The following is a 12,554-nucleotide window of genomic DNA, read 5'->3' as shown; positions in this document are numbered from 1 at the left end:
AAAAGGGTGCCCCCATTAACGGGGGCACCCTTTTATCTTTGATTATCTTGCAAGCAGATAAACACCGCACATAATTACGGCGACACCAGCTAATTTGGTTGCAGTGATATCTTCGCCAAATAAGAAATAGGCGGGAACCATGGAAAGAACATATGCGAAAGCCTGCATAGGGTACGCAACGCTAAGCGGCAATCGAGTTAGAACTGCAAACCAGAGCAGGGTGGCGATACCGTATAGAAACAAACCGCCAATAATAGTAGGGGATGTTATTATTTTATCCCAATGAAGTCCACCGGATTTCCCAAGCCCAATCTTGAATAGAACTTGTCCTGTCACGAGCAGCAGAATATTACCTATTAGTAGAAGATAACTAATCATTTTGTCCATGAGAGACCTCACGTTCCTTTAGAATGGTCACTTCCTGAGCCAGTCGCAATACATGACTTGTCAGCTTAGTAATCACAATCGTCAGATGAAGTATAAATGCGAAACAGAATAGGAGTCCGAATAGGAAGAGAATGGCGGGAGCGTACTTCACTCCAAGTTGATCCGCAACCCACTCAATAATAGACACGTTAAACGAAATGATGAGCAGTGTCACACTAAATAGGATCCAGAGCAAGGAATACTGCTCTTTTAATTTCTGCCTCCGTACAAGCTCAAGAACGATCAATAGAAATGCAAATGCAAGTGAGACAGAGAGAACATAGATGGCCATTTATTTAGACACCACCGTTCTATCATAGCGCATAGCGCTCATGAGGACGGATAACGTCACCTTTACCATATAATATATGGATTTAAGCGGTGTAATAGATGATTTGCCAGTTTCGCGTTTGCGCATTTCTGTCGCTACTTCTGTTATTCGACAACCCTTACGTTTTAGGTAAATGAGTGCCTCAACTTCAGGATAATCTATCGGATAGTATTGTGAGTACAAGTCGATGACCTTGGGTCCTGCGGCACGGAAGCCACTAGTCGTATCGGTGAAGCGTTGGCCCGTGACCATACTAACCAGACCTGAGAAGAAGATCATGCCAATACGTCTCAAATGTGAAGAACGATAGGATGTGCTCTCTACATATCTTGAACCAATTACAAGGTCATAGTGCTCTGCCTTGGCGATCAACTTAGGGAGTTCTTCGGCAAGATGCTGTCCGTCGGCATCCATTTGTATGGCAATATCATAATTATGTTGCTTGGCATACATATAACCAGTTTGCATGCCTCCACCAATGCCAACATTGTAAGGCAGCGTTAGTACACGCGCACCTGCATTTATCGCACATTGTTCGGTTCGATCCGAGGAGCCGTCATTAATGACGATGACGTCGACAGACGGAGCATGCTGGTGAATATCCCTAATGACAGCAGCAATGCTGCCTTCTTCATTGTAAGCGGGGATAATAATAAGGGTCTTCATGAAGCAGATGTCCTCCTTCCCTCTAAACGGTCCGAGGGATATTTGATGAAGTGATTTAGAACCTGGTCAATGGCATAGGCACCGAACATAATCAATAAGACCATGTTAGGGTATCCGTAACGGTTAAATGCTACAAACGGTACATAAATAACAGTGAAGTACCCTAGTGCTAGAAGCAATGGGAGCAGGCGAGTGAATTGATGTTTCAAGAGTGCCCACACGATACCAACCATATTAATTAACATAAGAATAACTTGTAGTACATTCATGAGAGGACGCGTCACTGGCCATATGGGACGAGAATAGAAAGGATGGAAGTAGAGCTCAACCCATCTTCCAAGCGTGAACCAATACAAATATTTCAGTGGTTCATGACGGAAACCATAGGATATAATATCCAGTCCCTTTTGAATCGCCGTACTGTCCGATCCTTGGAACAAAGTCTGTGGATCGTATTGAGGATATTCCTCGAAGAATCCGGCGGGCGGAAGCTGGCCATAAATTCGAGTGCCTAGCAGGAATGGGCTTCCTCCTGAGTTGGTGAACAGAATAAACTCATGGAAGGTTATCCAGTTACGAATCCACCAGGGAGTCAGCAATGCCACATAAGTAGCGGCCATAATAATTGTATATTTCAGCATGACCCTTAAGGGGATCTTCTGTTTCCACCATAACACAAGAAATACAGCAGGATAGAGTGATGCATGTGGCTTGAAATAAGCCGCAGCAGCTGTCAAGACACCAATCAGCAGATACAGCGCAGATCTGTTTTGTTCTATAGCAAGAATCGTTACACAGACCAGCAGCAGGATTATTGTTCGAAACGTTGTCTCAGATAGGATAACTCCTGAGGAGAAATAATCGGGTAGATATATGGTGCTTATGGCACAAGCAATCAGTGCGACTCGCGTATTAAAGATTCGCCTGCCAATCCAGAAGATCAAATAAATACAGAATGCTTGCTGAAGACACTGGAATATCCGGTAGGCGATCACGCCTCCCTGATCTTGCCCAAATATCGCCATGAATCCGGCTAGAATAAACGGTAGCCCGGGCATGATGAATGCTGAAGGCTTGTCCTTGGTATTATACGCCAGCACCCCCTCATTTAAGAGGAGGCGGGACGTTTGAATATATTTGACATCGTCATTGTTCGGTTTGATCGGATCTCCAAGGAAGAAATAGTCGTTATAAGCAAGGACAATAATACAAGAGACTATTCCCACAAAGGCTATCATCCCGAGCAATGCCAACTTGGTAGGACGATTAAGTCCTGATAATGAGAACAATTAGCTCAACTCCGTTCTTTATTTTCGGATCCCTATTTATATAGTCAACTTAAAGACCCTATTTTAAAACGGTAGGCATCATTTTTTTGATTTTCAAGGGAATTCACGTACCTAAAAATTACCTATTATCCTATCTTAGCGTAAAAGTTTAGAAACAGCCATGCTAGATTTAAACGTTTCTAAAGGTTATTATGTTACATTGTTTTCCATTGTTTGAAAATACGCCTCCATCATCTCATCAAGTTGAAATTGAATCTCATTCCGCTGATTCTGTAGGTCGATCAACCGCTGTGCGTCGTAAGCGGCCTCCGGCTCTGCCATTGCTAGATCAATTGCTGAAATCCATTGTTCCGCCTCTGTGATATCGCGTTCTAGCTTCAAGATGGAAGCTGGATTGGTCATCTTGGATGGACTCGTTTGCGATTTAACCTTCAAGGGCTTCAGGGATGTAGCTGAGGCTGAGGGACTGTTAACTGAAGTAGCCCTGTTACTAGTGTCACTCGGCGCTTTGGCGCTGTAATTTTGTATGCTTGATGTGTTTGAACTTTGTTTCTTCTCTTGTTCAGCATGATAGCTCTCAAAGTTACCTAGGGTTACATACATTTTCCCATCCTCAAGAGACCAGACCTGCCCGGCGATTTTATTAATGAAATAGCGATCATGAGAAATGGCCAATAACGAGCCTGGATACTCTTCGAGCGCTTCTTCAAGTGCCTCACGTGAATCAATATCCAAATGATTGGTTGGCTCATCAAGCAGTAGTAAGTTCGGCTTTTGATACATTAAAATAGCCAGTCTTAACCGAGTCCATTCGCCACCTGAGAGGCTGCGGACCTTCTTGAAGACATCAGCGCCGAAGAAGAGAAACCGGGCAAGCTGGTTTCGAGCTTCGCCACTTTCCATTCCGATCTCATCTCGGAAATATTGTAATACGGTCTCCTTATGATCGGAAGGTGCCGATTCCTGGGCCAGATAACCGAACTCTACTCGGGAGCCAAGTCGAATTTCGCCCTCATCAGGGGGCTCTAACCCAATAATGCTTTTGAGCAAGGTGGTTTTACCTGTTCCGTTGGCACCGATTAATACAGCCATTTCGCCGTAGCGCAGTGTATGGCTTACATCACGATATAGACGTCGTGCGCCCATAGATTTTCCAACCTCTGTAAGTACGAGAGCGTCCTTTCCTGAACGGTCCGACTGTTGAAGTTGCAGGTCAATGGCTTTGCGCTCCAGAATAGGTCGCTTTAGCTTTACCATTCGATCAAGAGCTTTCTGCATCGATGCAGCACGACGATGAAATCCTGGATTCGGTGGGTTAGAGCGATTACCCCAATCTATTAGTTGTTTGATCGACTCCTGCATCTTCTTGATCTTCTTCTGCTGCTCTTGGTAATGCGCAAACTGTAGAAGTAGTTTTTGTTCCTTCTCAATTTTATAGGCGCTGTAATTACATGAGTAAGTGAACGCCTCACCGTCCTCGATTTCGATAATCTTTCCAGCCACGGTATCCAGGAAATAACGGTCATGCGAAATGACCACTATAGTACCTTCGAATGAATGCAGGAAGGATTCTAGCCATTGGATTGCTGTCATATCCAAATGATTAGTTGGTTCATCGAGTAATAGGATATCCGGGTTTTGCAGCAGGATTACAGCGAGTCCAACCTTAGTTTTCTCTCCGCCAGATAAAGAAGAGAAGGGACGATCATATTGAATCGAAGGAATACCAAGTCCGTTAGAGATTCGCAAGATGGAAGGCTCAATCTCATACCCTCCGCCGCGCTCAAAGGCTTCCTGCAAGCGGCCGTATTGTTTGAGTAATGATTCCAGCAGAGTTCCCTCACCGTAAGTAGGGCAAGCAGCCATCTCTATTTCAAGCCGCTGCATCTCATCTTTGGTATCTAGTAAGTGCTTGAAGGCAGACTCCAGTACGCCATAAACGGTACTTTGATTGCTGTAATTTGGTATTTGCGCTAGAGCACCAATCTGAGCATCTTTGGAAATGGAAATAGAGCCTTGATCAGGATTGTCACTACCGGTGAGTAGTGACATCATTGTGGACTTGCCGGTACCGTTACGCCCGATAAGTCCAACCTTTTCTCCCTTTTTAATTTCGAACGATACATCACTTAGTACCAACTCGGCACCGTAATATTTCTGTATATTTTGACATTGAATCATCATGATTAGTTTCTCCTTCGGCCTATGCCGCTACACCGAAGCACCCACAATAACAAAAGAAGACTGCAGGAAAACCTGCAGCCTTCTTTCACACAAACAACTAGTCCGTGAGGGTAAGGTAGGAGCGGCATTTCGCAATTTTTAATGGATATCGAATTGTAAAAATGGACAGACTTATCCCGTAAAGGACAACATCATAAAATATTCCAAACATTGCCATTGGAAGTTGGCTTATTCGATTCCACGAATTATTACGATGATCCACTCTACCCACCTCCTTTTACTAAAGATATACAAATTATATGCTCCGTAAGTGGAAAGATCAAGCAAAATGACGAAACACATTGCTTATTGGAATGATCAGATCAGCAAATAGAAGGGAGTATGAACACAATGAAGAGAATAAGCTTGTTGCTGTTAACCCTAGTTCTAACTACAATGCTTGCTGCTTGCGGAGGCAACTCGAATAATAACAAGAGCAACACTTTGGAAGCTGTTAAGGCGAGTGGGAAGCTGAGGATCGGAACGGAAGGCACCTATGCTCCCTTTACCTATCACGATGCAGATGGCAAGTTGATTGGCTTTGATATTGAGATTGCTGAAGGAATAGCAGGGCGTCTGGGCGTAGAAACGGAATTCATTGAGACACAGTGGGATGGAATCTTTGCTGGTCTGGATGCGAATCGCTTTGATGCGGTGTTTAATGAAGTGAAGATTCGTGAGGATAGGAAGGAAAAGTATGATTTTTCCGATCCTTATATCGTTTCACGGGCAGCGCTTATCGTTCGAAACGATAATACGGATATCACGAAGTTTGCCGATCTGAAAGGGAAGAAGGCAGGACAATCACTCACAAGTAATCTAACGGATATCGCCAAAGAGAATGGCGCGGAGATCGTGGCAATAGAGGGATTTAATCAAGCCATCGATTTGTTACTCTCCAAACGGATTGATGCTACTGTCAATGAAAAGTTGTCCTATTTGGATTTGATGAAACAGAGACCTGATGTGGCTTTGAAAGTGGTTGATGAATTACCGGAGGCTGATGAGAGTGCAGCTTTGTTTAAAAAAGGAAATGTTGAAATAATTGATGCAGTTAACCAAGCGCTAGCGGATATGAAGAGCGATGGAACTTATTTAGAAATCTCGAAGAAATACTTTGGTGAGGATGTATCAAAATAATATGGATGATAGAAAAATTCAGATTTTTATCGATTCATTGCTACCTTTGCTCCAGGCAGGGGTGGCTTTTACCATCCCATTGACCTTGATTTCTTTTGTACTAGGTCTAACCTTAGCTGTGCTTACTGCCATTGCACGGTTATCGGGCTGGAGCGTGCTACGATTAACTGCACGTTTGTATGTCTGGATCATCAGGGGAACTCCGTTACTGGTGCAATTATTTATTATTTTCTACGGTCTCCCCGCCGTTGGAGTAACGCTAGAACCCTTTCCGGCAGCTGTAATCGGCTTTACACTTAGCGTGGGAGCATATGGATCAGAAATTATCCGCGCAGCTATTCTATCTATAGATGAGGGACAATGGGAGTCAGCATATTCTTTAGGTATGACACGTATTCAAGCCCTTCGGCACATCATTCTGCCTCAAGCTGCCCGCGTATCCGTGCCCTCGCTAGGGAATTCTTTTATTAGTCTTGTAAAAGATACCTCACTTGCGGCGATGGTAACATACTCGGAAATGTTCCGCAAAGCCCAGGAAATTACCGCGACAACCTATGAGCCACTGCTTGTATATTCCGAAGCGGGTCTCATTTATCTATTGTTCAGTACTGTATTATCGGCGCTACAGAATCATTTGGAGAAACGATTCGATCGTTTCACTGCAAAGTCATGAGATAGCATTAGACAAGAAAGAGGCTAAACGTGGTAGAGTATGCTACCCGGATTAGCCTCTTTGACTTTGATGATTATGACGATTAATCTTTAATTTTTATGTTTCCCGAGGTGGCGCGGATTTTGATAATATCCTTTGTAATCTGGGGTGATTCAGGAGAACTGATATTACCTGAGGTTGTCTTGAGATCATAGAAACCTTGGAATTCCGGATCTTTTGACAATGTTACATTACCCGAACTAACTGAAATATCTAAAGAATCAGAACGTTGATCCATTAGAGTGATGTTACCCGAAGTTAATTTGAATTTACCAGATCCGGTGAAATCGATGAACTTGAGATTACCGGAAGACCCCGATGCATCTACGTTTCCTTGAACTTTATTCACGGTAATGTTACCTGAGGTTGCATGGGTGGAAAGAGGGCCTGTAAGATCATTCACCTTAATGTCACCAGATGTTGTACGAGCAGCAAGAGAACCTGTAAGAGTATTTACTTTAATATTGCCCGATGTGACTTTGGCATCTGTATCTCCTTGGACTTGATTAGCCGTAATATTGCCTGATGATGCATGAAGTTTTACTGCTTCTGCTTTAATTGAATCAACCTCGATATTACCGGAAGATGCAGTGATCTCAACGTTCTGACTGCGTAAGTCCTGGAAACCTCCATTATTAGCACTCAGATCTATTAAGATGGAGTCTAAAGATTTCTCTTTGGAAAGTGCAACCGTTATATGTTGTCTCTCGGATTGAAAGTTTATGCTTAGAAAACTCATCCGGAATTTTTTCTCCAGTGGCAGGTTTAAAGTTCCATTAGAAAGAGTTACTTGCTGCAGCTTATCGATGTTATCCTGCTCCATATTTCCGCTCATTTCAATGTAATCCGTTCCATCGGGACTATCAATGAACTTTAGGTCGATGTCGTAGTCACTATCTGCAACTAGTGATTTAAATTCTCCCTCGTCAAATACCCATTTGTGATTATAGGATGGCAGGTCATCACCAAACTCGAACTCTTGATAGGCCATCCCCACAAAACCGAGCACGATGAAGATGATGGCAATGAATGACCAATTTCTTTTATTCATACTGCTGTTCCCCTCTCACAGTTCGAGTATGCCAAGCCCAAAAACTCAAAGTTAAATTCTTAATGTCTTTAAATGTACGCTTTGATACGATAGCAAGTAATATTCCAATACCTACCAGGGCCAAGACGGCAAATGCTTTGGCTTGGTATAACTCACCATACCATAAATATTCCAAACCTAATGCAAACGGGCTAACGAGTCCACCTACGGCCATGGCGGCCAAGGCGAACCAAAGTGACCACAAAGTTAGTAGTAATGGACCGATAATGATATCTACAAAAAAGAGTCCTGTGTAGACCATAGCAGTTGCAAAACTCCCTCGATGCGGGGTAACTGGTGTTACGGGTGGTACGGGACCGGGGTCAGGTACGTGATTAGAACTAGGACTTCCTGGTCCAAACCAGTAAATAGGTTCTTGAGGAAGTCGATTACCAAGGGCCTCCTTAGCTAGCTCAGCGGGGTGACCTAATTCTTGTATGACATCTGCTTCGCTTCTACCGTTCTGGAGAGCAAAAGCAAAATGAGCCTGATAGTCTTCCATTAACTCATTACGTTCCTCAGGTGGAAGATCTGATAAGTGGCTATGAAGGAGCGCTAAATATTCGCTTTTATTCATCACTAGATGTTCCTTTCTCGATCAGGGTTGATACATTTCTGACAAATTGTTTCCACTCGATCACTAGTTTGTTCATATGAATCTCTCCTGCAGGCGTCAGTTTGTAATATTTGCGTGGTGGGCCGCCCGTGGATTCCTGTAAGTAAGTCGTACAGTAGCCCTCGATCACTAGCCTTCTCAGCAGCGGATAAAGCGCACCTTCTGCTACCTCAATATGCTCAGAGACGGATTGGGCCAATTCATATCCATAACGATCCCGTTCATGAATAAGTACCAGTACGCAAAGCTCCAAGGCGCCTTTCTTGAATTGGATACTTATATCCAAAAGTCATCGCCTCATTTCTTTGTTTGATAATTAACAGTACTGAACATTGATTAGTATCGGTAAATGGATACTACCATACAGTACTGATTAATGCAAGATAGTATGCCATAAATAATGGAAAACAAAAGCCGCTTGAACAGCAACGTAGAAATTACGTCCTGATCAAGCGGCGATATAATATTCATTGAAATGTTAATTATCTCTTTCCTGGATCGTAATGTTGTCCTAGTGCAGATGGTGCAGCGGATCGACCAACTGCAGCAACTAACACGATAATGGTTAATACGTACGGAAGCATATAGATAAATTCTGTAGGGATGCTCTTAGACCAGTCAAATAGTGTGACATAACTACGAATAGCTTGAGAGAATCCGAAGAAAGCTGCAGCCCCAAAGGCGCCAAGGGGATTCCATTTACCAAAGATCATTGCAGCAATGGCAATAAAACCTTGTCCAGAAATCGTATTATGCGCAAATGTACTCGTTGTTGTCAGTGTTACTGTAGCTCCCCCGAGGGCTGCCAACGCTCCACTGATCATTACGCCAATATACCGCATACGCTTAACATTCACGCCCGCTGTATCAGCCGCACTCGGATGCTCGCCTACCGCACGAAGTCGCAGGCCGAAGGAAGTTTTGAATAGAACGAAGTATGCAACGAATACGAGTATAATCGCCAAATAGGTGGTTGGATAATTATTGAAAAGACCCTCACCGATAATTGGGATTTTTGAAAGCCAAGGAATGGCTACCTTATTGAATACATTTTTAAGTAAGGCAGTCTCACCGTCTCCATGAAAGATAAGTTTGACCATATAAAGGGTACTTCCTGTGGCCAAGAAGTTTATAACGATACCACTGACAACCTGATCCGCCTTGAATGTAATGGAGGCCAGTGCATGAATAAGTGAAGCTAGAACCCCCATAATTAAAGCAGAGATAATTCCTATCCATGGAGAAGCCGCTCCCATACCAGCTTCTTGTGCGAAATAAGTACTGACCGCAGCTGCAAAGGCGCCGAAGGTCATTAATCCTTCAATACCGATATTCGTAACCCCGGACCGTTCCGAGAAGATGCCTCCTAAGGCTCCAAAGATGAGAGCTGTTGAGAATACCAGCGTCGTATTCATTAGTTGACCGAGCGTAGTTACCCAATCCATTTACAACACCTTCTCTTTCTTGCGTTTGGCGTAGAGGGGCTTTAGAACATAACGAACGATACCAGGCGTAGCTATAAAGAAAATGATCGAGCCAATAACTATTCGGATCAGTTCTGGAGGAACCCCAGCTCCGAAGCTCATTCCAGCAGAACCGTACGTAAGTGAGCCGAACAAGAAGCCACCTAACAAAACTCCGAAAGGATGATTCATACCAATCAGCGCTACAGCAATCCCATCAAATCCTATACCTGGTGTTCCAGACATCACAGATTGATAATGGAATACGCCGAGGATCTGAACAGCACCTGCGAGTCCAGCGAACATCCCACTAATGAACATAGACTTTATAATATTTCGACCCACATTCATACCTGCGTATTCGGCAGCATGAGGGTTCAAACCAACAGCTCGAAGTTCGAAACCTTGTTTTGTTTTCCACAATAAAATATAGAAGAATACGGCAGCTAACACAGCAATTAATGTTCCCCAGTGCATTCGGGCATTGCCCAGTAACTCGGAAAGCCACTGAATGGATATGGATGCGCTATCCTGAAGATTCTCAGAACGTTGTTGACCTTTGAGGAGTAGAAAATGCCTAACAATATAGTTAGCCAAGTATAAAGCTGTCCAGTTTAACATAATGGTCGTGATAACCTCATTAACTCCGCGCTTTGCTTTGAAGTAACCAGCAATCGCAGCCCATAAACCTCCACATATCCCACCAACAATGAGAGCTAGTGGAGCATGGATGATCATTGGAAGCCCAGTGATCTTGATGCCGACAAATGTAGCGGCAGTCATCCCGATAATAAACTGTCCTTCACCACCGATATTGAACAGACCTGCTCGGAAGGCGAATGCTACAGCTAGTCCCGTTAGCACCAAAGGTGTAATTTCCCGGAATGTTTCTCCGAGATCATATAGATTTCCAAACACTTGGCTGAACAGAGATTGGTACGCTAGTAATGGATCGTACCCTCCAAGTAACATGATGAGAGCTCCGACAAGAAGCCCCATCACAATAGCTGTTAAAGGGACGATAATGCTGCCAGAGAAAATCTTAACTATTTTATTCATGCCCATGACCTCCAACAGCCAAGCTACCCGCCATCATCAGACCCAATTCCTGGTCATTCGTATGCTCCGGCAGGACTTCTCCTACAATTTTGCCTTCATAGATAACTATAATTCGATCTGCAACGTTCATTATTTCATCAAGTTCAAAGGAAATAAGTAGTACGGCTTTTCCTTGATCACGTTGTGCTATCAATTGTTTCTGTACAAATTCGATAGCGCCAACATCAAGTCCTCGTGTAGGCTGTGCCGCGATCAGAACATCAGGGTTCTTATCGATCTCCCGTGCTATGATAGCCTTCTGCTGATTTCCGCCCGATAAAGAGCGAGCTAAGGTACCAATTCCAGGGGTTCTAATATCAAACTCTTCAATAAGGCGTTGTGCTTGTTTCTTAATCGTATCGAAGTTTAAGAATCCACGCTTGCTAAAGGGTTCTTTATAATAGGTTTCAAGTACAAGGTTCTCACTCATAGAGAAGTCAAGTACAAGACCATGCTTATGACGATCCTCTGGAATATGAGCGATACCACTTTCGGCGAAAGCACGAGGCGTAGAGCCTGCAATTTCTTTCCCGTGGATTTTGATGGAGCCTTGATCCGCCTTACGTAATCCGGTAATAACTTCGATTAGCTCCGTCTGACCATTACCATCTACACCAGCGACTCCTAATATTTCTCCTGCTTTAATATCAAAGTTCAGGCCATTTAAGACGGATACTCCGTCTTTTCTCATTAACCTTATATCGTTCAACGACAGTACGGTTTCTCCCGGGGCTGCCGGCTGCTTGTCCACTTTAAATGTAACATTCCGTCCAACCATTTTCTCTGCGAGTAAATTTGGATTGGATTCTGAAGTCTTTACTGTGTCAATAACCTTGCCTCGGCGGATGATCGTTACCGTATCCGAAATATGCATGATTTCTTTCAACTTGTGAGTAATGAGAATAATTGATTTACCTTCGGCTACTAAGCGCCGCATAATTTCCATTAATTCAGTAATCTCTTGGGGGGTAAGCACTGCAGTTGGCTCATCAAAAATAAGGATTTGTGCTCCGCGGTATAAAGTTTTTAATATTTCCACCCGCTGCTGCATACCAACGGATATGTTTTGAATCTTGGCATTTGGATCAACCTTCAATCCATACTGCTCCGATAATTCCTTGATTTTGTTAGCCGCTGTTTTTTGATCTAAACTGAGGCCCTTTTTAGGTTCCATCCCAAGAATGATATTCTCAGTTACAGTAAAAGGCTGAACCAGCTTGAAATGCTGGTGGACCATTCCGATTCCGTATTCAATTGCTTTATTTGGATTGTCGATATTAACGGGTTTGCCATCGATTTCAATGCTACCCTCGTCCGGCTGGTATAATCCAAACAGGATGTTCATTAACGTGGATTTTCCAGCTCCATTCTCACCAAGCAAGGCGTGAATTTCGCCTTTGTGTAACTTTAAGCTGATGGAGTCATTAGCAACAACACCTGGAAAGCGTTTCGTAATGGATTTTAATTCGACGATAGGGTTGGCTGCAATCATGAGGAACC

At 43.5% G+C, this 12,554-nt stretch carries 14 protein-coding genes; 2 read left to right on the top strand and 12 right to left on the bottom strand.

Annotated elements, in window-relative coordinates; all coding sequences use genetic code 11:
• Positions 1-42 precede the first annotated feature (42 nt).
• The 6 genes from EJP82_RS18970 to EJP82_RS28900 form a co-directional block, all read right to left on the bottom strand.
• The gene (locus tag EJP82_RS18970; protein ID WP_127193645.1) at positions 43-387 is read right to left on the bottom strand and encodes an EamA family transporter; all 345 of its coding nucleotides are present in this window, start codon (positions 385-387) and stop codon (positions 43-45) included.
• The gene (locus tag EJP82_RS18965) at positions 371-718 is read right to left on the bottom strand and encodes a DUF2304 domain-containing protein (protein WP_127193644.1); all 348 of its coding nucleotides are present in this window, start codon (positions 716-718) and stop codon (positions 371-373) included. The genes EJP82_RS18970 and EJP82_RS18965 overlap by 17 nt, the downstream gene beginning before the upstream one ends.
• Positions 719-1,423, bottom strand: coding sequence for a glycosyltransferase family 2 protein (locus EJP82_RS18960; RefSeq protein WP_127193643.1), 705 nt, complete (start codon positions 1,421-1,423; stop codon positions 719-721). It abuts the gene before it with no gap.
• On the bottom strand, positions 1,420-2,712 hold the full coding sequence (locus EJP82_RS18955; RefSeq protein WP_127193642.1) for an ArnT family glycosyltransferase: 1,293 nt from the start codon (positions 2,710-2,712) through the stop codon (positions 1,420-1,422). Before EJP82_RS18955 ends, EJP82_RS18960 begins: the two co-directional genes overlap by 4 nt.
• A gap of 189 nt (positions 2,713-2,901) precedes the next feature.
• Positions 2,902-4,896 carry a ribosomal protection-like ABC-F family protein gene (gene abc-f, locus EJP82_RS18950; RefSeq protein ID WP_127193641.1) on the bottom strand — a complete coding sequence of 665 codons (1,995 nt, stop codon included), beginning with the start codon at positions 4,894-4,896 and terminating at the stop codon, positions 2,902-2,904.
• Between the two features lie 97 nt (positions 4,897-4,993).
• A complete protein-coding gene (locus EJP82_RS28900; protein WP_425464355.1) occupies positions 4,994-5,158 on the bottom strand; it encodes an RAxF-45 family protein in 165 nt (54 codons plus the stop codon).
• Positions 5,159-5,286: 128 nt separating this feature from the next.
• Here EJP82_RS28900 and EJP82_RS18945 point away from each other — a divergent pair, with 128 nt between their 5' ends.
• Both EJP82_RS18945 and EJP82_RS18940 read left to right on the top strand, forming a co-directional pair.
• Positions 5,287-6,075: an amino acid ABC transporter substrate-binding protein gene (locus EJP82_RS18945; RefSeq protein WP_127193640.1), complete on the top strand. Its 789-nt coding sequence runs from the start codon at positions 5,287-5,289 to the stop codon at positions 6,073-6,075.
• 1 nt (position 6,076) lies between these two features.
• Positions 6,077-6,748 carry an amino acid ABC transporter permease gene (locus EJP82_RS18940; RefSeq protein ID WP_127193639.1) on the top strand — a complete coding sequence of 224 codons (672 nt, stop codon included), beginning with the start codon at positions 6,077-6,079 and terminating at the stop codon, positions 6,746-6,748.
• 82 nt (positions 6,749-6,830) lie between these two features.
• Here EJP82_RS18940 and EJP82_RS18935 read toward each other — a convergent pair whose 3' ends face one another.
• The 6 genes from EJP82_RS18935 to EJP82_RS18910 all read right to left on the bottom strand — a co-directional run bounded on the left by EJP82_RS18935 (position 6,831) and on the right by EJP82_RS18910 (position 12,546).
• Positions 6,831-7,838: a DUF4097 family beta strand repeat-containing protein gene (locus EJP82_RS18935; RefSeq protein ID WP_127193638.1), complete on the bottom strand. Its 1,008-nt coding sequence runs from the start codon at positions 7,836-7,838 to the stop codon at positions 6,831-6,833.
• The gene (locus EJP82_RS18930; protein WP_127193637.1) at positions 7,831-8,454 is read right to left on the bottom strand and encodes a DUF1700 domain-containing protein; all 624 of its coding nucleotides are present in this window, start codon (positions 8,452-8,454) and stop codon (positions 7,831-7,833) included. Before EJP82_RS18930 ends, EJP82_RS18935 begins: the two co-directional genes overlap by 8 nt.
• On the bottom strand, positions 8,447-8,779 hold the full coding sequence (locus tag EJP82_RS18925) for a PadR family transcriptional regulator (protein ID WP_127193636.1): 333 nt from the start codon (positions 8,777-8,779) through the stop codon (positions 8,447-8,449). The genes EJP82_RS18930 and EJP82_RS18925 overlap by 8 nt, the downstream gene beginning before the upstream one ends.
• A 196-nt stretch (positions 8,780-8,975) precedes the next feature.
• Complete coding sequence (locus EJP82_RS18920; RefSeq protein WP_127193635.1) at positions 8,976-9,938, bottom strand: ABC transporter permease; 963 nt, start codon at positions 9,936-9,938, stop codon at positions 8,976-8,978.
• Positions 9,939-11,015, bottom strand: a complete 1,077-nt coding sequence (locus EJP82_RS18915) for an ABC transporter permease (RefSeq protein WP_127193634.1) — start codon at positions 11,013-11,015, stop codon at positions 9,939-9,941.
• Positions 11,008-12,546 (bottom strand): ABC transporter ATP-binding protein, encoded by a 1,539-nt coding sequence (locus EJP82_RS18910; protein ID WP_127193633.1) that lies wholly within the window; start codon positions 12,544-12,546, stop codon positions 11,008-11,010. Before EJP82_RS18910 ends, EJP82_RS18915 begins: the two co-directional genes overlap by 8 nt.
• Between the last annotated feature and the right edge of the window lie 8 nt (positions 12,547-12,554).

It is taken from the genome of Paenibacillus anaericanus (assembly GCF_003994475.1).
Classification (GTDB): Bacteria; Bacillota; Bacilli; order Paenibacillales; family Paenibacillaceae; genus Fontibacillus; species Fontibacillus anaericanus.
This window is presented reverse-complemented; position numbering and strand designations above follow the sequence as displayed.

Excerpts from the sequence above, each read along its gene's own strand:
- EJP82_RS18940 (WP_127193639.1), top strand. The coding sequence starts at position 6,077 with ATGGATGATAGAAAAATTCAGATTTTTATCGATTCATTGCTACCTTTG.
- EJP82_RS18915 (WP_127193634.1), bottom strand. The coding sequence starts at position 11,015 with ATGAATAAAATAGTTAAGATTTTCTCTGGCAGCATTATCGTCCCTTTA.
- EJP82_RS18970 (WP_127193645.1), bottom strand. The coding sequence starts at position 387 with ATGGACAAAATGATTAGTTATCTTCTACTAATAGGTAATATTCTGCTG.
- EJP82_RS18910 (WP_127193633.1), bottom strand. The coding sequence starts at position 12,546 with ATGATTGCAGCCAACCCTATCGTCGAATTAAAATCCATTACGAAACGC.
- EJP82_RS18930 (WP_127193637.1), bottom strand. The coding sequence starts at position 8,454 with ATGAATAAAAGCGAATATTTAGCGCTCCTTCATAGCCACTTATCAGAT.
- EJP82_RS18935 (WP_127193638.1), bottom strand. The coding sequence starts at position 7,838 with ATGAATAAAAGAAATTGGTCATTCATTGCCATCATCTTCATCGTGCTC.
- EJP82_RS18960 (WP_127193643.1), bottom strand. The coding sequence starts at position 1,423 with ATGAAGACCCTTATTATTATCCCCGCTTACAATGAAGAAGGCAGCATT.
- EJP82_RS18920 (WP_127193635.1), bottom strand. The coding sequence starts at position 9,938 with ATGGATTGGGTAACTACGCTCGGTCAACTAATGAATACGACGCTGGTA.
- abc-f (WP_127193641.1), bottom strand. The coding sequence starts at position 4,896 with ATGATGATTCAATGTCAAAATATACAGAAATATTACGGTGCCGAGTTG.
- EJP82_RS18965 (WP_127193644.1), bottom strand. The coding sequence starts at position 718 with ATGGCCATCTATGTTCTCTCTGTCTCACTTGCATTTGCATTTCTATTG.
- EJP82_RS18945 (WP_127193640.1), top strand. The coding sequence starts at position 5,287 with ATGAAGAGAATAAGCTTGTTGCTGTTAACCCTAGTTCTAACTACAATG.